We start from the raw sequence: 20,426 nt of genomic DNA, 5'->3' as shown, positions 1-20,426 counted from the left end.
GCGCGAAGCGGCGCGCTCGCCGAGGCAGGCCTGGCCCGACTGCGCAAGGCAGCGCAACGTGAGACCGGACCCGTGGTTGACGCCCTGGACCTCCTCGTCCTCACCTGAGCAGCAACAAAATCTCGAGAAGATCACAGATAGTCGTGGCATCTACGCACGGGATGCCCTCGGCGAGTATCCGAACGTCCACGCTTCACCCTTCTCGTGTTCGCGATGCCAGCAGTCGGCGGACATGCCGTTCCGACACACCGGCGTCCCTCGCGATGTCCGCCAGACTGGCGTCCGGACGCTCCGTTCGTAGCCGGACCACCCTTTCGGTCGTTCGTTCGACATCCTCGCGCCTCCGTGACCGTGGCGGCCTGCGGAGCCGGACCTGCCTGTCCTCATTGCGGATCTGATCCGGATCGGGACGCAACCCCGAACCGCGGGCCACCAGCCTCACTTCAGGAATGTCCCGTGAATCGGTCGAACCGAGATTGTCCCCAGGCTCCTCCTCGGCCTCCACCCTTCGCAGTGACGCGTGAACGACCGGCCGGGCGCGGGAGAGCATCTCCACCACAAGCAGCAGCGCCACCGCCGGCCACGCCGCGACGATCCGGGCACCCAGGGTCGGTTGTGCGGCGGCGATGTTCGCCGCAACGCTGGCGGCCACACCGGCCACGAACGCGATTCGGACCGACCAACGGACAGGCCTGCCGGCTCGCCTATCGTCGACCATCACGGTGGAGGCCACAATGAGCATGCCGTCAACGGAGATCGGCAATACGTAGGCAACCTCGGGACGCTCGCCGAATTTCAAGGCCACCGCGACCATATGGCTCCACGACGACCAGGCGGCGATCCCGGCCACGGCCACCGTGCTCACGTCGCGGGCGATCCGGGTCGGCGTCACCGGACCACCCCCGGACCGAGCCGATGTTCGATGGCCCGGACCTCAACAGGGTCCACTGCCGAACGTCCACCGATGTCCAGCCGCGTCTGGACATCGGCCCACCGCCGCCACCGGCGGACCACCTCGTCGACCTCCAAGCCAGTCGCCTCGGCGATGTCCACCGGGTCCGCCCCGGCCCGCAGAGCGGCGTGGATCATCAAAGGCTGCCAACTCGTCCACCGGGACACCACCGCTGCGGACAACGCCAGCTCCGCAAGGACGTCATCGCGACCAGATCCCGGCGTCCAGGCGACAGCATGGCCATGAAGATTGAGAAGGAGCTCGAACGGGTTGATCTCTTGGGCGTCAACGAACCGCACCGGCAGTTCGGCCCGGCGAGCCGGAGTCATCGGGCACCGCCCGACGTCCGTGAGCTGGGTAAAGTCAGCGGCAGCGGGTCACCGGCGATGGTCGTCGGTTGGTTCGCATGGTGGTGCCTCCGGCCCACTCACGTGATCCGATCTCGCCTTCGCGGCCTCCGCAGATGTCACGACCGGGAGGCACGCCCTACCGGCACGTTGTCGCACCGGATCGCATACGGACAGCAGAGGCACCACCCGCTGATCGATACGGCGGCGCTTACAGAACTCTTAACCACCGCCTGGAAGGCTGAGCCCGACAGCAACGATCGGGAGTGGCGACATGCGGGTACTGGTGGCGGACGACGAGCGCCTGCTGGCGGACACCGTCGCTGAAGGGCTGCGGCGCCTTTCGATAGCGGTGGACGTCTGCTACGACGGCGACGGCGCGCTGGACCGGGTCGGCGTGAACCGTTACGACGTCGCCGTACTGGACCGGGACATGCCCGGACATAGTGGCGACGAGGTGTGCCGCAGCATCGCGGCGTCCGGTGCGGGCACCAGGGTGCTGCTGCTCACTGCCGCTGCCGGCATCCGGGACCGGGTGGAGGGCCTCGGGTTGGGTGCTGACGACTACCTCACCAAACCATTCGCCTTCGCCGAGCTGGTCGCCCGGGTGCAGGCGCTGGGTCGGCGCTCCGCTCCGGCCGTTCCGCCGGTGCTCGAGGCACACGGTCTGGTGCTGGATGTGGCTCGACACACGGTCGAGCGGGACGGCCGGCCGGTCAGCCTCAGCCCGAAGGAATTCGCTGTGCTGCATGTGCTGATGCGAGCCGAGGGCCGGGTGGTCAACGCAGAGGAGCTGCTGGAGCAGGCTTGGGACGAATTCGCCGACCCGTTCACCAACGCCGTCCGGGTCACCGTGATGACGCTGCGCCGCAAGCTCGGTGATCCTCAGATCATTCACACCGTGCCCCGCGCCGGATACCACATTGGCGGGGCCAAGTGAGCCCGCGATGGCGCATCGTGGTGGTCGGCGTACTCGCCCTGCTGGCCGGGTACGCGTTGCCCGCTATGTCGGTACTGCTCTTCAGCGAGCTGCGGTCGGGTGCCGGCGGGCTCTGCCGGACGGGTCTGCCCGGGGTGGGACTGGTGTGCCAGCCAGCACGGGAACTCGTCTTCCTGGCCGTCCCGCTGACCGGGCTGGGGATTCTCCTGCTCTGGGTCGGCGGGATCTGGGGCGCTGCTCGATGGTGCTTGCGTCCGGTGCGTGACCTTGCCGGACCGATTGCGCAGGTAGGGCCGCAGAACCTCGGTCACCGGCTGCGGCCGCGAGGCAGTGACGAGCTGGCCCGCTTGGCTCAGGCTATCGACGAGATGATGGAGCGTATCGCCGCTGGCTACGAGGGGCAGAGGCGGTTCGCGGCGAACGCGTCCCACGAACTGCGTACGCCGCTGGCTGTGCAGCGGACGCTGATTGAAGTCGGAATGGCCCGGTCGCTGACCGAGGAGCAATTGGAGCTACTCACCAGGCAACTGTTGCAAACTAACGAACGTAACGAGCGGCTGATCGAGGGGTTGCTCGCGCTCAGTGAAAGCGAGCAGGGACTGCGTTCGCGTACGCCGCAACAACTGGACGAGATCGTCGCCGGGGTACTTGCCTCGTACCAGGACCGGATCACCGAGGCTGGGGTGACGGTACAGCTTCACCTGGAGCCGCGGACGGTGCTGGGTGAGCAGGCGTTGCTGGAACGCCTCGTCACGAATCTCGTGGAAAACGCGATCAAGTACAACCGACCGGGTGGCAGTCTCACCGTGACCGTCGGCCGCAGCCCGGCGCTGACAGTGGTCAACACAGGTCAGCTGGTGCCGGCCGAGGCCGTGGCCGGGCTCTTCGAACCGTTCCGCCGACTGGCCAGGGACCGGACCAACCACAGCAGCGGAGCCGGCCTCGGGCTGGCCATCGCCCGCTCGATCACTCAGGTCCACGATGGTCTGATCGCTGCTCGCCCGGGTGAGGACGGCGGACTACGGGTGGAGGTCGAACTGCCGACCGCGCCCTGACCCGGCTGATCTGCCGGCACAGAAACACCATCCCCTGCTTGTGACCGGGGCCGCGTACGGCGGCGTCCCGACCTTCGGCGTGCCTGTCAAACCGGACCAGCATGCCCAGACGGACAGGAGTGATCATGACGACCCGGGTACCCGTCGCGACGCAAAGATCTGCCAGCCGGGCCGCAAGTGGCGCGAGCCAGCCCGGTCTCAGCCCGGCTGGTCCCGGCCCGGCTAGTCCCAGGCTGGCCTGGGTAGATGTCGCCAAAGGCGGCTGCATCCTGCTGGTCCTGCTCTGGCACGTGATTATGAAGGACTACCTTCAGACCGACTGGCGGCTCGACGTACCGGTGCTCGGTGTCTGGGGAACGTTTGGTGAGCTGCTCATACCGATGCGGATGCCGCTGTTCTTCACCATCTCGGGGATGCTCGCAGCGACGGCGGTGCAGCGCCCTTGGCGGACAGTCGCTCGGCCGCGTGCTATCCGCTTCCTCTACCTGTACGGGGTCTGGCTGACCATCCACACGCTTCTACTCGCTCTGACCCCGAACTTCACCACCGATCGAGCGAGTGACTTCGGGGATCTGCTGGCGCAGCTGACGGTCACTCCGTCCAACCTCTGGTACCTGCACGCGTTGGCGCTGTACTTCGTACTGGCGAAGACACTGCGGCGGGTTCACCCCGCGGTCCTGCTGGTCGCCGCGGGCTCGTTGAGCGCCATCGCCGCAGCGGGCCTGATCGACACCCCTGGGAACCGGGGTGGTCTCTACCAGAATCTGGTGTTTTTTCTGGCCGGTCTGCATCTGCATCGCTACGTCCGACGGTGGGCCGACGCGATCACCGCCCGACGGTTGCTGCTGACGGCGGGGGTGTACGCCGCGGTACTGGCTGCCGTGGCGGTGACCGGTGCCGCTGAGCTGTTCGGTGTGGCGCTGCTGGTGTCCGGCTGCGCGGTGCTGTTCGGGATCGCCGTAGCCGTCCGGCTCGCCCGTTGGCCTGCGGTCGGCGAGCCGCTGGCCGTCGTCGGCCGTCAGACGTTGCCGATCTACGTGATTCACATGCCGGTGCTGGCGCTGCTGCATCGACTAGTCGCCGAGCCGATTGCCAACTTGGACGGCCCGAGCCGTCTCGCGCTCGCCTTCGGCTACCCGTTTTCGTTCACCGTCGCAGTGCTCGTGATCAGCCTCGGCCTGCACAGGTTGCTGTTGATGGTGCGAGCGACCTGGCTGTTCGACCTACCGGGGCGACTCCGTCGGCTGCCTGGCGCGGCCAGACACCGCTCGGCACCGACAACGACCGACTGACGTCGCCCGACGTCAGCCGACCCGGCCGTCCGGGTCGACGCTATTCAGTTGATTTGCCTGGAGGAGACGACATGTCCCTTTCCGAACCGCCCGAAGCTGTAGCGGCGCGGGTCGATGTGCTGGCGGCAGCCCGATGGCTCGCCGGTCGGGTGCTTCGCACTCCGGTGCTGCGGGCACCGGCCATCGATCGACTGGCCGGTGCCCGGGTGCTGCTCAAGGCCGAGAACCTGCAGGCCGGTGGCTCATACAAGATGCGTGGCGGGCTGCTGGCGGCAGGTCGGTTGGCGGCGGCGGGGCACCGCGGCGTCGTCGCCCAGAGCACCGGTAATCACGCGGTGGCGACTGCGCTGGCGGCTCAGCGGTTCGGGCTGGCCGCCACGGTAGTGCTACCGGTCGACGCGACGCTGACGAAAGTGGCCCGGGCGCGCGCGGCGGGTGCCGCGGTGTTGCTGGCCGGCACGACGGTCGAGGAGCGACTGGCCGTTGCGCGGCAGGTCAGTGACGAGACCGGCCACCCCATCGTCGATGCGTACGACCACCCGGACGTCGTCGCCGGGCAGGGCACCGCCAGCCTCGAACTGATTGAGGAGGCTGAGCGGGCCGGTACTCCGCTGGACACACTCGTGCTGCCGGTCGGCGGGGGCGGCGGCGTGGCCGGTGCCTGCCTGGCTGCGGCCGGTCGGCCGATCAAGGTGTACGGCGTGGAGCCGTGTGGTGCCGACTCGCTTGCCCGCAGCCTGGCTGCCGGTCACCCCGTCGCGGTAGAACCAGCGCCGACGATCGCCGACGGCCTGCGCCCGTCCTGCGTGGGTGAGCTGCCCTTCGCGATCCTGCGCACCCGTCTGAGCGGGGCGGCGCAGGTGGACGACGACGAGATCGCAGCGGCGTTCCGGCTGCTCCTGCTGGAACTGAAGGTCCTGGTCGAACCATCCGGGGCGGCCGGTCTGGCCGGTGTGTTGCGGCTCGCTACCGAAGGAACGTCGCGCTCGCTGGCGTCCGAGGGGGCACCTGAACCGTCCACTGAGCATGCAGATGACGGTCGGCGACGCACGGTCGGCGTGGTGCTGACCGGCGGAAACGTGACCGCGGAGCTGGTTGCCGAGTTGACGGCAGCCGCCCGACCCGAGCAAAGGATGGCAATGGTATGAGTACCCCTGTTCGTATCGGGGTCCTGTTCGGTGGCCCGTCGGCCGAGCATGATGTCTCGTGCGCCTCGGCACTGGGTGTGGTCCGAGCTCTGGTCGACGGCGGATACCACGCCGTCGCTATCGGGATCACCCGCAATCGTGGTCTGCGCCTCGTCCCGGAAGCGGTGTTGTCCCAACTGGTCGGCGGCACGACCGCCGGGCGGGCCATCGATGACCGGCTGACAGTGACCGGTCCGGCCGTGGAACTGCGGCCCGGGGTCCGCCCACACACGGCGGTGGTGACCGCGCTGGAGGCACCCAGCCGGTCCTCCGTCGAACTGGATGTGATCTTCCCGGTCCTACATGGCCCGTTCGGGGAGGACGGGGTGGTGCAAGGGCTGCTCGAATCCGTCGGTGTGCCGTACGTCGGGTGCGGCATCCTCGCCTCCGCGGTCGCGATGGACAAGGTGGCGATGAAGCGAGCCTTGCGGGCCGAAGGGTTGCCCGTCACCCCATATGTCTCGTTCGACGCCGCTGCCTACCGGGCCATGAAGGACGCGGAGAAGCTGGTGCTTGGGCTGCGTCGGCCGCTCTTCGTGAAGCCGGCCCGGATGGGTTCCTCGATCGGCATCTCGCGGGTGTCCGACGGTGATGACCTCACGACGGCAATTGACGAGGCGCTGCGCCACGACTCGCTGGTCGTGGTGGAACAGGGCGTGTCTGGCCGGGAGCTGGAGTGCGGGGTGCTCGGTGGTAGCTGCCCGGAGTCGTCGACGGTCGGCGAGGTCCGGGTGACCGGTGGCTGGTTCGACTACCGGCAGAAGTACCTCGGCGACACCGATCCCATGATCGTTCCGGCTCCGTTGCCTCCGAAGGTGATCGAGCGTGTCCGGGACCTGTCGGTGCGGGCGTTCGCCGCGATCGGTGGCTGGGGTCTGGCCCGGGTCGACTTCCTGTACGACGAGGCAGCCGACGAGCTGTACGTCAATGAGCTGAACACGATGCCGGGTTTCACCGCGCATTCGATGTTTCCGAAGGTGTGGGCGGCGGCCGGGGTCGGCTACGGGGAGATCCTGGACCGGCTGGTCGCCCTGGCCTTTGCCCGGCACGCGGACGGGCCGCAGCACGTGGGCCGACTTGACGCAGGAGGCGGACGGTGATTCTCCTGTCTGATGCGCGCGTCGCGGCGGTGCCCGGTGCCGACGATGGCGAGCCGCTGGTCGACCTGCGCGAGTTGCCCGAGTTGCGGTTGGACGGGCGGGCGGCCGAACCGACCGGCGGGTACGCCCGGTTACGCGAGTCGGTGGTGGAGCGGTTACTGATGGCGCAGCGGACCCTGCCGGACGGTCTGCGCCTACTGATCGTCGAGGGGTACCGGCCCTACCAGGCACAGCTGGAGATCTTCACCAGCTACCGGGAGGACCTGCGGCGGCATCATCCGGACTGGCCGCCGGAGCGCCTCCACCGGGAGACCACGAAATTCGTGTCGCCGGTGGAAGTGGCTCCGCACCTGACGGGTGGGGCGGTGGACCTTACGCTGTGCACCACAGCCGGCGTCGAGCTGGACATGGGCACCGCGGTGGACGCTACCCCGCAGGCCAGCGATGACGCCTGCTTCACGGCCGCGCCGTCGATCGGTGCTACCGCTCGGCGGCATCGGCAGATCATGGCGACTGCGCTGCACGGGGCCGGCCTGGTCAACTATCCCACCGAATGGTGGCATTGGTCGTACGGCGACCGTTACTGGGCGTTGCTGACGGCTGCGCCGCAGACTCGTTACGGTCCGGTCCGGTTGCCGACGGAACCTGAGTAGTAGTAGTAGCAGGCTGACCCGCGCGCGGTACCTGCTCCGCGAGGGACGTCACGGCGCTATGTTATTCACTGCCGAGGCGTCCCGACTGTGGTCGTCTGGCGTCTCGGTACTGTGACAGCCCTGGTCACCGGTTTCTGGCGGCATCCGAGGAGCGCCCGTGCATCTGGAGGACTTGACAGGTCGGCATGTCGCCGTCTGGGGTACTGGCCGGGAGGCGATCGCCGCCGCCGAGGCCATCGCCCCGTACGGTCCCGCACGGATGATCGCGGTACAGGACCGGACGACCTTCCTCGCCACCGGTTGGGACGGCCGGCTCGCCGAGATCGCGCCGCTGTACGAGGGCGAGGCGGCCCACGACCAGCTCCGCTCGATCGACGTGATCGTCCGGTCGCCGATCATCGGCCAGACGCATCCCTGGATCGTGGAGCACCGAGCGCGGGGCGGTGTGGTGACCGGCGGTACCGCTCTGTGGATGGCCGACCACGCCACGCGTACTGTCGGGGTCACCGGTAGCAAGGGCAAGAGCACGACGACGACGCTGATCCACCAGATGTTGGCGGCGGTCGGTCGGCAGGCCACCCTCGGCGGCAACATCGGAGTGGCGGCGCTCGCCCTGCCCGAGTCGGAGCGGTACGTGCTGGAACTGAGCGTCTACCAGTGTGCCGACCTCGAGGACTCGCCCCGGGTGGTCGCGTTGACTTCGCTGTTCCAGGAGCATCTCGACTGGTCGGGCAGCGAGAGTGGCTACTACCGCGACAAGCTCAACGTGGCGATGCACGGCGCCGAGGTGGTCGTCTACAACGGCCAGGACGAGCGGCTGGCCGCCGAGCTGCACCAGCTGGGTGCCGGTCTCGAGCTGCCGCTGGTCGCTGGGAACCGGCCGGACTCGTTCCATGTGGCCGAGCATCCCGACGGCCGGCGCTGGATTTTCCTGGCCGGCGAGCCGCTGTTCCCACGCGACCTGTTCGCGCCGGTCGGGCGGCACAACGAGGGCAACCTCTGCGTGGCGCTGGCCGCGGTGCAGGGGGAAGGCGTCGACTGCCTGACCCACCGCGACGACCTGGCCCGCGCCGTCGGGGAGTACGCGCCACTGACGTACCGGATGACCGAACTGCCCGACCCGTCCGGGCTCACTTTTGTGGACGACTCACTGTCGACCATTCCGCAGTCGGCGATGTACGCGATCGAGGCATACGCGGACCGCCCGCTGACCGTGATCGTCGGCGGAAGTCTGGACCGGGCGGTGGACTACACCCCGCTGCGGGACTACCTGGAGCAGCGCAAGATCACGGCGACGTTGATCGGCCTGCCGGACAACGGTGACGTGATCCTCGACCTGCTGCGCGACCTGCCGGGCATCACTACATTGTCCACCGGCGATCTGGTGCACGCCGTGCGGTTGAGCCGCGAGGTCACCCCGGCGGGCGGCGTGGTGCTGCTGTCCCCCGCAGCACCCAGCTACGGACGGTACGACAACTGGGAACACAAGTCGCGGGTGTTCCGCGAGGCGATTCAGTTCACGGCGGCGTAGAGCAGTTGCATGGAGCGGATCGCCGAGCGGACCTCCTGCAGCACCTCGAACGTGTCGGCGGGCTGCACCCACCGGCTGGTCGCGGTCGCGAACCCGATCGTCTCGATCGTGGCGCCGTAGCCGAGGCCGAGCACCCGCACCGCGTCACAGTGCTGGAAAGGCACGAACATGTCGGTCGTGACCAGCAGCAGCCGGGCGTCGCGGGCGGCTCCGGGCAGGAACTCGGCCCACCCGACGAACGTGTCGGCCGTGTTGGCGCGCATCCCCGGCCGGGTCGACGGCGCGGCGAGTACCGACACCGGAGGCCGAACGTCGACGTGCTCCCGTACCCACCAGCCGTCGCCGTCCCGGCAACTGGTTGGTTCACCGAGACCGAACTCGCGGCGTAGCGATTCCGCCACCGCGTCGCCTTCGGTGGGACACGGCCGCAGCCCCAACTCGCGGGTTGTCTCGGCCTGACCCACGAGCGGCCGGGTGCTGCCCAGCCCGGCCACGGCCGACACTCCGATCCCATCCCGCAGGACCGTCGTAGCGGCCAGGTGGGCCCGGGCCAGCATGGTACGGACTCCGCCGCCGAGGACGAGGACGTGGTCGTACCGGCGCTCCGCCGGCGTCGCGCAGTCGGCCAGGCCGAGTGCGGCGGTGGTCCGCCTGATCAGCGCGTCGAGTTCCGGCTCGAATTCCTCGCCGACCGCCTGGTGCCGTTCCTTCCCTTTGCGGTAGTCCCATCGGCTGGAGAAACGCGCGGCGTCGGCGAGCCGGTCGCCGAGCGGGGCGGCAGCCGGCAGCCGGAACCCGAACGCGGCCAGCAGGGCGGTCATCGCGGCCGAGCCCAGCCACCCGGCGATTCCCTCGGCCACACTGGCCCGGTCGCCGCCCGACCGGCACGACGGCAGCGGCGCGCGGGCGAAGTCGCTGGTCATCGTACGGCTGCGGGCGCGGAGGCAGCCTGGTACAGCCGCATCATGGACAGCAGCCCGGAGCGGATCTCCTGCAGGTAGCGGTCCGGGCTGGTGGCGCCGGGCGCGAGCGGCACGCTCACCGCGCCAGGGTCGAAGCCGATGGTGTCGATTCCGCAGCCGTACCGCAGCGCCAGCATGCGCAGGGCGTCGGCGTGTTGAAACGGCACGTAGATCGGGGAGGTGACCACCAGGATCCGGTCGGTGGCGCGTAGGTCGACCCGCTGGGCCCAGAACTCGTAGGTGTCCGGGGTGTTGGCCCGGCGGGTGGCCGGTTCACTGGACGGTGCGGCGAGCACCCGGACCGCCGTACCGGCCGGTGACCGGTAGGTGCGCACCGACCAGGAGCTGTGGTCGACCGGGCCGTCCGACGACTCGCGCCGCCCGGGTCCGTCGAGGCGGAACGCGGCCCGCACCCCGGCGTCCATCGCGTCCACCTCGTACCCGCTGTCCGCGAGTTCGGGCAGTTCCCGTTCCGCCGTGGTCAGCGGCCGGAAACTACCCAGCGCGGCCAGTTCGGCAACGGCGACCGCACCCTGATCGATCAGCCGTGCGGCGTACTCGGTGCGCTGCAGGCAGGCCCGGCCCAGGCCGCCGAGGACGAGCAGATGGTCGTACTCCCGGTGGGTCGGCATCCGCGGCTCGACCAGTTGGAGAGCGGTTGCCGCGTCGGTCACCAACTGCGCGGTCGCCCGATCGAAGTGGGGGGGTCTGACCTGGTCGCGTTCCACCCCGGCGGCCTTCTTCCGAAAATCCCAGTGCTCACCGGAGAAGCCGTTCAACCAGGTCAGCAGCGGGCCGACGGCGGTGGCCGGCAGGGTGCCGCCGAACCTGTCGACGAGTGCCCGTACCGGCTCAGCGGACACCCAGGTCTCGATCTCGGCGGCGACCGTATCCGGCTGGAAGTTCGGCTCGCAGGCGGGAAGTGGGACGGGTGCGAAGCCGGACATGAATCCTCCACGCGGCATCGGGCGAGGCGCTCGGTCGCCACCGATGATAGGTGTCCCAGGGCGGTGCCCGGCCGTTGCCGAATCGCCGCGTTCGGAAAGTGGACGCCGTGGACGTCGACCGGCGGCCGAGCCGGTTCGGCCGCTCGCCGGTCCGTCAGTAGACGTTGAACATAGACGTCACCTGGGAGGTCGGCGGTCCATGACCGAGATCGATGTTCTCCGAGAACTCTGCTCAGGCGTCCGTCGGAAGAGGATCCCCGTCGACGAGGCGTTGGTCGCCCGGATCGAGCATGACGTGGCGGCGTACCGCGACCGCCTGCGCGTCGCGCCCACCCAGTCGCCGCCGGCGGAGCTGAGGACCGCTCTGCGGCTGACCGGCTGGTTGATCTACGAGACGTCGCTGATGCTGCTGTGGAACGTTCCAGCCGAGATCGATGGGCTGTCGGAGCAGGCACGGCGGGCGGCTGAGGCTGACGCGATGCTGATCATGCGGCTCGCTACCGCCGCCAGATCGCTGCCGTGGCCGGAGTTCGCGCCCCGTGCCCTGGGCGCCATCCGCGCCCTGGCGCTGGTCAGGTCGAAGTGGAACGACTATGACGGCGCATGGCTGCTGCACGAGGAAGTACGGACCAAGCATCGGTCGTACCGGGACAGCCTCGGCGCCGACCCGGCGGATGCGCGCCTGGTCCTCGACCTCGACGAAGTCCTGCTGCAACTGGCTCTTGCCGAGACCGGCACCGCCTGCCGCACCGCTGAACAGACAATCGGCCGTTGGCTCGAGAACTGGGGCGGCGCGGACGTGGCGACCGAGCGGCGGGAGGCCGACCGCTGGGTGCCCCGGATGTTCCGGCAGCTCTCCGACGGTGCCGAGGTCGGGAGGCGGGCGTTGGACATCGCCGACCGGATCTACCAGGAGTACGGCTTCGTGGAGACGATCACTGAGGACCGGCTCATTCTGCGTACCGGGTTCCGCAACCCGGCGATCATGACGTGCCGGGCGTTGCTGCTGATGTACTCGCTCTGTCCGGCGATGCAGCGTCTCGGCATGCGTCCGCGCGGCTACGACACCTGGCCGGACCTCATGTCCTCGCTACGCCAGCGGTTCCACGAGACACTGGCGTACCTGGTCCGCCCGGCCAGTCAGGCCGACGGCACCCTCGCCCCGCTGCTCGACGACCACGCCCGCACGATCGTGCAGTTCTGCCTGCACTTGGCGCTGTTGACCGCTTCGGAGACGCTCGACGAGCCGCTGGTCGTGGATGACACGCTGACGCTGCACCGGCTCGACGACGACGCCGCCCGGGCCATGTCGCGCTGGCTGGCGGAACCGGCCGGCGGCGACGGCAGGGTACGCGGCGACGCGAGCGTCGTCGGCTCCGCGTCGATGCCCCATTTTGTCCGCTCGGTCGAGGCGTGCCGGGACGACGCCGGCGCAACCGCCAACTATCAACAGTGGCGGCGGGAATGGACCGTGCTCGACCGGTACGGCCCGGACCGCTGGACCAGCGTCGAGGCGCTGCTGGACCGGGATCCGGACGGCGGGATCTGGTGAACCGGCTTGCCCTGCTGATCGGCTCCGACCATGGCGGCCTGCGTGGTGTGCGGCACGATCTCGCGGCGATGACGCAGGCTCTGCGGGCACGCGGGTTCGACGTACGTGAGTGCCCACCGGCAGCGGCGACGCGGGCCGGGATCATCGCCGCGTACGAAGGGATCATCGCCGACGCCGGGCCGGGCGACGCGGTCGTCGTCTACTACTCCGGCCACGGCGGCTCGACCGCGCCACCACGAACCGAGCCACCAAAGACCGAGCCATCACGAACCGGACCTTCCCGAACCGGGCCGTCGTTGCCGGCCGATCTGCAGTACATCGTGCCGACCGACTACGACCAGTCGACCGCCGACGACTTCCGGGGCGTGACCGCCGCAGAGCTGTCCGTCCTGCAGTCCCGGCTGGTCGCGGTGACCCGCAACGTCACGGTGATCCTCGACTGCTGCCACTCCGGGCTGATGTCCCGCGACGTGAACCTGCGGCTGCGGGCGCTGCGCGGACCGGCACCGTACGCCTGGGTCCGCGCCCACCTCGACCGGATCCAGCTGCGTACCGACCTGCTGCCCGTCGAGAGCAACCCGCACGCGGTCCGCATCGTGGCCTGCGCACCCGGTCAGCGCGCGTTCGAGCGTCCGGGCGACGACGGGCGCTGGCGTGGCGTCCTCACCACGCAGCTGTGCCGGGCCCTCGTCGAGGCCGGCGACGCACCGGTGACCTGGTCCGGGCTGCTCGACCAGATCCGCTACCGAGTGACCGGGCTGATGTTCGAGCAGCGTCCCGAGGCGGAGGGACCGGCCGACCGGTTGCTGTTCAGCACCGAGCGCGCGGACCTGCTGAACTCCCTGCCGGTGACGCCGCTGGACGTGCCCGGCCGGGTCCGGCTGGACGCCGCCGCCCTGCTGCGGGTTCAGCACGGCGACGAGTTCCTGATCATGCCGCCAGGTCGGGCGGCCGACGACCGGGCGCACCGGGTCGGCGATCTGACGATCGACCACGTGGCGCAGACGTCGGTCGCGGGCACGGTGAGCTTCGCCGCCGACTGGTCGGCGGTGCCGGCGGGGGCGCGGGCGGTACGCACCAGGGTGACCGCGCCGCAGATCACGATCCGGGTGCCGACCGGCGACCCGCGCGGCGAGCAGGTGCTGGCGGTGCTGGAGTCGACGGTGCTGGCCCGCCCGGCCCGGCGCGGCGTCGAGTGGACGGCCGAGATCCGGTTCGACGACTCCGGCTCGGTGGTGCTCCGCGACCGGATCGGGCCGCTGCATCCGCCGTACCCGGATGACGCCGGGGGGTACGCCGACCTCGCCCGTGCGGTGCTGGTCCACGCCCAGGCGACCCAGCTGCGGCGACTGATCGGTGACCCGTCCTACCCGCTGGGCACCGAGGTCACGGTGGACTGGGGCCTGGTGGTGGACGGTGCCGAGCACCCGCCGCCGCCCGCCGGTCGGCCGCTGACCCCGGCCAGCCGGATCTACGTGACCGTCCACAACCGGGGTGACCTGCCGGTGTACGTGTCGATGCTGGACATCGGGCTGTCCGGACGGGTCTCGCTGCTGATGCGGGGCACCCCGAGTGGCCGTCTGCTACCGCCACACAGCGTCTACACGTACGGCCGTGACGACGTTCGGCGGGAGCTGACCGGGGTGGGACTTGCCTGGCCGGCCGGGCTCGACCCGGCACATGCCCGGACCGACACGATCCTGGTGGTGATCAGCTCCGCGCCGCAGAGCCTCGCCGCGCTGGAGCAGCCCGAGATCGTCCAGACCCGGGCGCCCGACCGCGGTCACCCCGGACCCGTCAGCGGTTCCCGGCTGCGGGACCTGATCGACCAGATAGCCACCGGCGGCTCCCGCGAGATCGATCCGAATTGGCCGGACGGGGTGCGGTACGAGATCCACGGCATCGACTTCGAGATGACACCGGACTGTGGAGGAGCGCCCACGATGATGACCCCGCAGGAGCTGCGCGACCTGTGCACCGCGCTGCGAGCCAGGAAGCGCCGCACCGACAGCGAGCTGGTCGACCGGATCGAGGCGGACGTCCAGGCGTACCGCGACATCCTGGCCGCCCGGGCGACCCAGCTGCCGCCCGCCGAGCTGGCCGAGCGGCTCCCACTGATGGGCTGGCTGATCTACGAGACGAGTTGGGACTGCGTCCAGCGGATCCGGGCGTCGTTCGACAGCGACGTCACCGCGCCGGATGTCCGACAACGCAGCGAGGCGGAGTTCGCCCTGGTCCGACGGATCACGGACGGTGCCCGTGGACTCCCGTGGCCGGAGTTCGCCCCACGGGCTCTCGGCGCGCTGCGCGCCCTCGCCCTGGCCGAGTCCAAGCGGGACACGGAGCGCGGCTACGACGTGGCCTGGACGCTGCACGCCGAGGCACAGGAGAAATACGCGGAGTTCCGCGGAAGTCTCGGCACCGGCGAGGACACCCGACCGTTACGGCTCCAGCTGGACGAGGTGTTCCTCCAGCTGGCGCTCGCCGAGACCGGCACGGCCTGCCGCACCGCCGAGCGGGTGATCGCCCGTTGGTCGGATCCGTCCGACGAGCCGGCGGCCTCGGGCCGGTCACCCGCCGAGGAGCGGCGGTGGATCCAGCGAATGTTCCGCGAGCTGACCGACGGCGTCGCCGTCGGGGAGCGGGCGATCGACACGGCCTACCAGATCGAAGCCGAGTTCGGGTTCGCCGACCAGGTCGACGAGCACCGGCTCACCCGGCAGACCGCGTTGCAGAATCCGGGGATCATGACGGCCCGGGCGGCGTCGCTGCTGCTGGCGATCCGGCCGGCGATGCAGCGCTGCGGCCGTAGCCAGCCACCAGACTTCGACTCCTGGGAGCTGTGGGAGAAGGACCTGCTGAACCGTTTCACCCGGGCGTACGCGGCCATCGAGAAGGACGTGCCAGGCGAATCGAAGATGGACGAAGGCTTCCAGCGGCAGCTGGTGCACGTCCGACTCAACCTGGCGCTGCTCAAACCCGGGTTCGACCTTCCGTCACGGCGGACCGACGGCCCGGCCTGTCTCGCACTCAACCCGCTCGACGACGCAGCCGTGGAGGCCATGTCCGGCTGGCTCGGCGGCCCGAGCGGGTCCGGTCGCGAACGGGCGCTCGGCGCGGCGACCATGCCGATGTTCATCTGGTCGTTGATCCGGTGTCGGGGACTGGGGCCGGCCGACCAGGGCTATCAGACCTGGCGGATCCGGTGGTTCTCGCTGGATCAGCACGCCAAGGAGCCGGGTCGCCTCGACCGGGTGCGTTGGGCGCTGGAGCAGGCCAGACGGCTGGCGGACGACGAGGACAGCTGAGAAACGTTCATCGCACGTACGCGCTGAGCAGCGCCCAGCCGGACTCCGGGGTGCCCGCCCGGACCTCGGCCAGTTGGGCGTCGCGCAGCGCGACGTCGATGGAGACCGGTTCGGGGGACCGGGCGGCGCGCACCATCGCGGCGGCGATCCGGCCGGTGCCGGCGTCGTCGACGCTGTCGATCCCGGCCACCACGCACCGGGCACCCCCGGTCAGCAGCGCCATCACCAGGCTCAGCGGCTCGGCGCGTTGCTCGTTGCGGACCAGTCCGACGTGGCACGACGCCATCAGGACCGACTCCGGCCAGCGCAGCCCCAGTGCCCGGGCCGCCGACAGCCGCTCGCCGGGCAGGGCCAGATACTGGCCGAAGCCCTGGCCGCCGCCGTGCGCGGCGATGTGCAGGAACTGCCAGCGGCCGCGCTGTCGCAACGCGTCCGCGAACCGGCCGCCGTACGGGGTCGGGACACCATCGTCCAGGTCACAGCTGCTGAGCGCGACGCCGACGGTGTCCCGGGGCAGACCCCACGCCGCCCGCTCCTGTGCGATGTCGAGATCGGAGAGGCGATCTCCGCCGATCTCCACCGGCTCGTCCGAGCCGACCAGGCGGACCAGAGCGGCGCCGGAGACCGGCGGCGGAAGCTCACCGGACAGGCAGGTGAGCACCGGGCTCTGCGAAATGACGGCGCGTTCGACCAGCCGGGTGCCGGGGCCGGTCCACAGTGCGGCCCACGGGACGAGGCTCAGCCACGAGTGCGCCGAGATCAGCAGCTGAGCGGGCGCCTCGACGGTGCAGCCGGGCAGGATCTCCTCGGTCAACCGTGGCGGCAGGACCTTGTCGGCCAGTGCCCACAAGTCGAGCAGCCCGTCGTCGCGCAGACCCGCCACCGGCGGGTCGACGACGTCCCGGCCGCCGGTCAGCTGGCCGACCCGGGCGTGCTCGAACAGGACCCGGAAATCGTCGCCCGGATCGAACCGGTCGAAAGTCATCCGGCCACCCGGCTCGATGAGCGTGCGGAAGAACGCCGGGACCGCCAGATTGTCGGTCAGCTCGACATAGTCGAGGGCGTGCCGCGGCCCGATCTCGCGGACGACTTCGTCCAGGTCGGTGGGCGGCGGGAACACGGTGTCGGCGAGCATCGGCGAGACGGCGTCCTCAAGGTCCCTTCGCAGTCCGTCCAGCTGCGTCTGGCGGCTGGCGACCGTGCTGGTCATGACACCGGGGACGGGGTTCTCGACATCGAGGATCTGGGTCAACAAGTTGTTGATCAGCGGGTTGTCGTCGAAGGTCAGCCCGTCGCGGACCCGCGCGGCGAAACCCGTCGACTTCGCGGACAGCGCCGCCCGGAGCCCGAGCCCGGCGGCCCGTGCGTTCTCCATCCGGTGGGCCAGCAGGCAGACATCGGCGTAGACCCGCTGGAACGCCTCGGCCAGTGGGGCCGGGGAGCGGGCGATGACCCGCCAGCGCGCCCGGACCCGCTCGGCCGCGGCCAGCGCACACAACGCCAGGTCCACCGCTCGGTCGGGGTCACCACCGGTGTGGACGAGATGCTCGGCGGCGGCGAGTAGCAGCGACAGTTCGCGTACGCCCTGGTGGTCCACCCCGTCGTGGTCGCTGACGTCGGCGGTGTCACGGCCGGTGTCGACCAGCTCGATGGCGGCGGTGAAGCACTCACCGGCCCGGTCGCTTTCGGGATCGGCGTGCCAGGAGACCAACGCCTCGATGAACTCGAACCGGTGGTGGGTCGAGAACGCATTGGCCCGGTCACCTGCCCAGTACGGGCGCAGCTCCCTCAGCTGGCGTAGGAACGGCCGGAGATCGCCCTGCTCGATATGGGTCGCGCCAAGTTCGAACTGGTAGTGCGCGATGTGTGGCTCGGCGCCGGTGCCGTACAGGTCCTGTGGTGACCGGCGGGCCAGGTCGCGGGCGGCCTGGAGGTGGCCGCCCAGTCGCAGGTCGCGGGCGGCGTGGTAGCGGTTGAACGCGCCCAGGGTCAGGTCCCGGTCGAGCGGGCGCAGACCGGGTCGGGTCTGGTTCTCCTTGAGCAGGCGCAGCGACCGGGCGTGCATGCCGACCGCGCTGTACGGGCTGTTCAGCGCGGTGCCGGCCAGCGCGCAGTACCGGACGAGAACTGCGGCATGATCCCAGGCCTGTGCCCGCTCCGCCCAGCCGGCGTCCCCGGTCGCCAGCTTGATGTGCCTGCTCAGCGCGAGGTCGAACAGGGTGCTGCCGTCGACCCCGGTCAGCGCCTCCGGCTCGCGCATCCGGACGATTCCCACGGCAGTGTCGGCGGCGGCGGCGAGGGTCAGCAGGTCGTCACGTCGCATGATTCGCCGCACCGCGACGTCGTGTCCTTCGAGGTCACGCATTGGTGACGACCTTTGCCAGGTTCCGCAGCGCCAGGTAGTCGTGGCAGCCCACCACACGGGTGGCCGACTGCTGCGCCTGGGCGATGAGGCGGTCCTTCGAACGCTCGCCGTCGGTGTGGCAGTCGGGACTGGCCCAGATCAGCACCTTGGCCAGAGCCGCGAGCCGCTGGACCTGCCGGATCAGCGGTGCCATCTCGGCGTGTTCGAGCCCGTCCGAGCCGAAGACCACGATCGCCGAGCGGACGACGTCGGTGCCACCCCAGCGTCGCAGGAAACCGTTCAGCGCGTCGCCGAGCGTCGTGCCGCCGGACCAGCCGGTCTGCACCCGTCCGGCGGCGGGCAACGCGTCCCGGGGGCGGAGCCCGCGCATCGACCGGGTCAGGCGGGTGTGGTCGGTGCCGACAGCGAAGATCTCGGTGGTACGCGGACTCGCGGCCAGCGCGGCTGCCGCGAACCGCAGCAGCATGTCACTGTACGGGCTCATCGACGCGCTGACGTCGACGAGCAGGAGCAGCCGGCGGGTGCGTACCGCCGGGCGGCGGTGGCGCAGCCGTACCAGTTCGCCGCCGGTGCGCAGCATGAGCCGCATCGTCCGGGCCGGATCGGTCGGGCCGGTCCGGGCCGAGCGGCGGTGCATCGTGCGCCGGGTCGGCATCGGCCGCAGCAGGTCGACCCAGGTCGCAACCTCCCGCAGCTCATCCTCGGTCAAGTCGTCGAAGTCACGGCTGGCCAGCCGACTGGCGTTGCCGGCCCCGCCGCCAGCAGCCCGCGGCGACGGTACGTCGGCCCGCTGCGGTGCCGGTACGTCGGCCCGCTGCGGCGACGGTGCGTCGGCGCCCGGCCGGCCGTCGGTGCGGTGGGACTGGGCTGGGACCAGCGCCGATCCGGTGCGGCCGAAGTCGTCCGGCGGGGTGCCGAACCAATCGCGGTACACCATGTCGAAGACGGGTACGTCGGACCGGTCGCGGCACAGAGCCACCCGCAGCGGCCAGTAGGGTTGCGCGTCGGCGGCGATCCCCCAGTGCCCCAGCGCCTCGGCGGCGGCGACGACCCGGTCGACGCTGACGGTCAACCCGGCGGTTCGCAGCGCTTCGGCGAACCGGACCAGGAGGGCCAGCGGGTCGCCCGTCATCGGTCGTGCCGTCGACGTGCCAGCACCCGACGTACCTGCGCTTCGTCGTCGTGGTGCTTGACCAGGGTGCAGATCGCCGCGTCCGCTGCCGGGTCGTCCGGCGTGGCGGCGCCGAGCCGGTGTACTGCCCGCGCGTAGTCGATCGTCTCGGCCAGGCTGGGCTGCTTGGCCAGGTCCAGCCGACGGAGCTGGGCCATGATCTCGGTGATGGCGATGGCCAGGTCCGGCGCGAGTCCTGCGACGTGCCGGTGGAGGATACGAGCCTCCAGCTCGGGACCGGGATGGTCGATCCAGTGGTAGAAGCAGCGCCGTTTGATGGCGTCGTGCGGCTCCCGGGTGCGGTTGGAGGTGAGGACCACGAACGGCGCGACCTCCGCGCGGACCGTCCCCAGCTCCGGGATGGTGACCTCGTACTTGTCCAGCACCTGGAGCAGCAGGGCCTCGAAGTCCTCCTCGGCCCGGTCGACCTCGTCGATGAGCAGCACCGCCGGTCCGTTCCGCAACGCCCGCAGGATCGGTCGCGCGACCAGGTACTTCTCGTCCCACAGCTCGGGCAGCCGGTCGGTGTGGTCACCGGTCCCGGCCGCGCGCAGCGCCAGCATCTGGGCCGCGAAGTTCCAGTCGTAGAGGACCTGGCTCGCGTCCAGACCCGGATAACACTGAACTCGTTCGATCGGTCTATCGAGGACGGTAGCCATCGCCTCGGCGAACGCGGTCTTCCCGACCCCCGGCGCGCCTTCCAGCAGCAGCGGCCGATTCCCGTGAAGGGCGAGGAAGGCGGCGGCCGCCAATCCGGTGCCGGCCAGGTAACCGGCGCGTTGGTCCAACTGCGCGACGAGATGCGTAGCGTCTCCGAACCTCATGCGGCCCCCATCTAAACGCAGCCGAGTTCTGTCGATGTCCAACACTGACGGACGGGGCCGGCGTCGGTGCCGCCTGCGGCAGCCGGTTCACGAACGGGTCAGCCGACGACGACCGGGTTGATCGACGACTACCAGTTGGCGGTCCAGCTCAGCGCCTGAGCCGTGCGGCCCAACGACGATCTTGGGGCGGGACAACTGTGCCCACCGCGCTCGACCGCGCGGTGGGCACAGTTGTGCGGT

At 70.2% G+C, this 20,426-nt stretch carries 16 protein-coding genes; 9 read left to right on the top strand and 7 right to left on the bottom strand.

Going from position 1 to position 20,426, the window contains the following annotated elements:
- Positions 1 to 193: 193 nt before the first annotated feature.
- Together O7621_RS05455 and O7621_RS29155 are read right to left on the bottom strand one after the other, a co-directional pair.
- Positions 194 to 892, bottom strand: a complete 699-nt coding sequence (locus O7621_RS05455; protein ID WP_282233020.1) for a DUF2637 domain-containing protein — start codon at positions 890 to 892, stop codon at positions 194 to 196.
- Positions 889 to 1,281, bottom strand: a complete 393-nt coding sequence (locus O7621_RS29155; protein WP_348775287.1) for a hypothetical protein — start codon at positions 1,279 to 1,281, stop codon at positions 889 to 891. The genes O7621_RS05455 and O7621_RS29155 overlap by 4 nt, the downstream gene beginning before the upstream one ends.
- A gap of 292 nt (positions 1,282 to 1,573) precedes the next feature.
- Between O7621_RS29155 and O7621_RS05445 the strand changes: the two genes are divergently transcribed.
- From O7621_RS05445 to murD, 7 genes are all read left to right on the top strand, one after another.
- Positions 1,574 to 2,239, top strand: a complete 666-nt coding sequence (locus O7621_RS05445; RefSeq protein WP_282233018.1) for a response regulator transcription factor — start codon at positions 1,574 to 1,576, stop codon at positions 2,237 to 2,239.
- Positions 2,236 to 3,294 (top strand): HAMP domain-containing sensor histidine kinase, encoded by a 1,059-nt coding sequence (locus O7621_RS05440; protein WP_282233017.1) that lies wholly within the window; start codon positions 2,236 to 2,238, stop codon positions 3,292 to 3,294. The genes O7621_RS05445 and O7621_RS05440 overlap by 4 nt, the downstream gene beginning before the upstream one ends.
- A 296-nt stretch (positions 3,295 to 3,590) precedes the next feature.
- A complete protein-coding gene (locus tag O7621_RS05435) occupies positions 3,591 to 4,586 on the top strand; it encodes an acyltransferase (RefSeq protein ID WP_282233016.1) in 996 nt (331 codons plus the stop codon).
- A 71-nt stretch (positions 4,587 to 4,657) separates the two neighbouring features.
- Complete coding sequence (locus O7621_RS05430; RefSeq protein WP_282233015.1) at positions 4,658 to 5,734, top strand: pyridoxal-phosphate dependent enzyme; 1,077 nt, start codon at positions 4,658 to 4,660, stop codon at positions 5,732 to 5,734.
- Positions 5,731 to 6,873 (top strand): D-alanine--D-alanine ligase family protein, encoded by a 1,143-nt coding sequence (locus O7621_RS05425; RefSeq protein ID WP_282233014.1) that lies wholly within the window; start codon positions 5,731 to 5,733, stop codon positions 6,871 to 6,873. The genes O7621_RS05430 and O7621_RS05425 overlap by 4 nt, the downstream gene beginning before the upstream one ends.
- Positions 6,870 to 7,526 carry a M15 family metallopeptidase gene (locus O7621_RS05420; RefSeq protein WP_282233013.1) on the top strand — a complete coding sequence of 219 codons (657 nt, stop codon included), beginning with the start codon at positions 6,870 to 6,872 and terminating at the stop codon, positions 7,524 to 7,526. The genes O7621_RS05425 and O7621_RS05420 overlap by 4 nt, the downstream gene beginning before the upstream one ends.
- A 157-nt stretch (positions 7,527 to 7,683) precedes the next feature.
- Positions 7,684 to 9,057, top strand: a complete 1,374-nt coding sequence (gene murD, locus O7621_RS05415; protein ID WP_282233012.1) for a UDP-N-acetylmuramoyl-L-alanine--D-glutamate ligase — start codon at positions 7,684 to 7,686, stop codon at positions 9,055 to 9,057.
- On the opposite strand, the gene O7621_RS05410 is transcribed toward murD, so the two are convergent.
- Both O7621_RS05410 and O7621_RS05405 read right to left on the bottom strand, forming a co-directional pair.
- The gene (locus tag O7621_RS05410) at positions 9,039 to 9,980 is read right to left on the bottom strand and encodes a hypothetical protein (RefSeq protein ID WP_282233011.1); all 942 of its coding nucleotides are present in this window, start codon (positions 9,978 to 9,980) and stop codon (positions 9,039 to 9,041) included. The two genes, murD and O7621_RS05410, sit on opposite strands and share 19 nt — an antisense overlap.
- Complete coding sequence (locus O7621_RS05405; RefSeq protein ID WP_282233010.1) at positions 9,977 to 10,966, bottom strand: hypothetical protein; 990 nt, start codon at positions 10,964 to 10,966, stop codon at positions 9,977 to 9,979. The genes O7621_RS05410 and O7621_RS05405 overlap by 4 nt, the downstream gene beginning before the upstream one ends.
- Positions 10,967 to 11,165: 199 nt before the next feature.
- Here O7621_RS05405 and O7621_RS05400 point away from each other — a divergent pair, with 199 nt between their 5' ends.
- The gene (locus O7621_RS05400) at positions 11,166 to 12,518 is read left to right on the top strand and encodes a hypothetical protein (protein WP_282233009.1); all 1,353 of its coding nucleotides are present in this window, start codon (positions 11,166 to 11,168) and stop codon (positions 12,516 to 12,518) included.
- On the top strand, positions 12,515 to 15,826 hold the full coding sequence (locus tag O7621_RS05395; RefSeq protein WP_282233008.1) for a caspase family protein: 3,312 nt from the start codon (positions 12,515 to 12,517) through the stop codon (positions 15,824 to 15,826). Before O7621_RS05400 ends, O7621_RS05395 begins: the two co-directional genes overlap by 4 nt.
- 7 nt (positions 15,827 to 15,833) lie before the next feature.
- On the opposite strand, the gene O7621_RS05390 is transcribed toward O7621_RS05395, so the two are convergent.
- From O7621_RS05390 to O7621_RS05380, 3 genes are read right to left on the bottom strand one after another with little or no spacing between them, the layout of a single operon-like run.
- Positions 15,834 to 18,191: a CHAT domain-containing protein gene (locus O7621_RS05390; protein WP_282233007.1), complete on the bottom strand. Its 2,358-nt coding sequence runs from the start codon at positions 18,189 to 18,191 to the stop codon at positions 15,834 to 15,836.
- On the bottom strand, positions 18,184 to 19,323 hold the full coding sequence (locus O7621_RS05385; RefSeq protein WP_282233006.1) for a VWA domain-containing protein: 1,140 nt from the start codon (positions 19,321 to 19,323) through the stop codon (positions 18,184 to 18,186). Before O7621_RS05385 ends, O7621_RS05390 begins: the two co-directional genes overlap by 8 nt.
- Entirely contained in the window at positions 19,320 to 20,186 is an 867-nt protein-coding gene (locus O7621_RS05380) for a MoxR family ATPase (RefSeq protein ID WP_282233005.1), read from the bottom strand. Before O7621_RS05380 ends, O7621_RS05385 begins: the two co-directional genes overlap by 4 nt.
- Positions 20,187 to 20,426: the final 240 nt, after the last annotated feature.

It is taken from the genome of Solwaraspora sp. WMMD937 (genome assembly GCF_029581175.1).
GTDB lineage: Bacteria > Actinomycetota > Actinomycetes > Mycobacteriales > Micromonosporaceae > Micromonospora_E.
The sequence above is the reverse complement of the archived record's forward strand: the minus strand, read 5'-3'. Positions and strand labels throughout refer to the sequence as shown.

Coding starts and splice junctions, on each gene's coding strand:
- O7621_RS05425 (WP_282233014.1), top strand. CDS start 5,731: ATGAGTACCCCTGTTCGTATCGGGGTCCTGTTCGGTGGCCCGTCGGCC.
- O7621_RS05400 (WP_282233009.1), top strand. CDS start 11,166: ATGACCGAGATCGATGTTCTCCGAGAACTCTGCTCAGGCGTCCGTCGG.
- O7621_RS05435 (WP_282233016.1), top strand. CDS start 3,591: ATGAAGGACTACCTTCAGACCGACTGGCGGCTCGACGTACCGGTGCTC.
- O7621_RS05410 (WP_282233011.1), bottom strand. CDS start 9,980: ATGACCAGCGACTTCGCCCGCGCGCCGCTGCCGTCGTGCCGGTCGGGC.
- O7621_RS05390 (WP_282233007.1), bottom strand. CDS start 18,191: ATGCGTGACCTCGAAGGACACGACGTCGCGGTGCGGCGAATCATGCGA.
- O7621_RS05385 (WP_282233006.1), bottom strand. CDS start 19,323: ATGACGGGCGACCCGCTGGCCCTCCTGGTCCGGTTCGCCGAAGCGCTG.
- O7621_RS05430 (WP_282233015.1), top strand. CDS start 4,658: ATGTCCCTTTCCGAACCGCCCGAAGCTGTAGCGGCGCGGGTCGATGTG.
- O7621_RS05380 (WP_282233005.1), bottom strand. CDS start 20,186: ATGAGGTTCGGAGACGCTACGCATCTCGTCGCGCAGTTGGACCAACGC.
- O7621_RS05445 (WP_282233018.1), top strand. CDS start 1,574: ATGCGGGTACTGGTGGCGGACGACGAGCGCCTGCTGGCGGACACCGTC.
- O7621_RS05405 (WP_282233010.1), bottom strand. CDS start 10,966: ATGTCCGGCTTCGCACCCGTCCCACTTCCCGCCTGCGAGCCGAACTTC.
- O7621_RS29155 (WP_348775287.1), bottom strand. CDS start 1,281: ATGACTCCGGCTCGCCGGGCCGAACTGCCGGTGCGGTTCGTTGACGCC.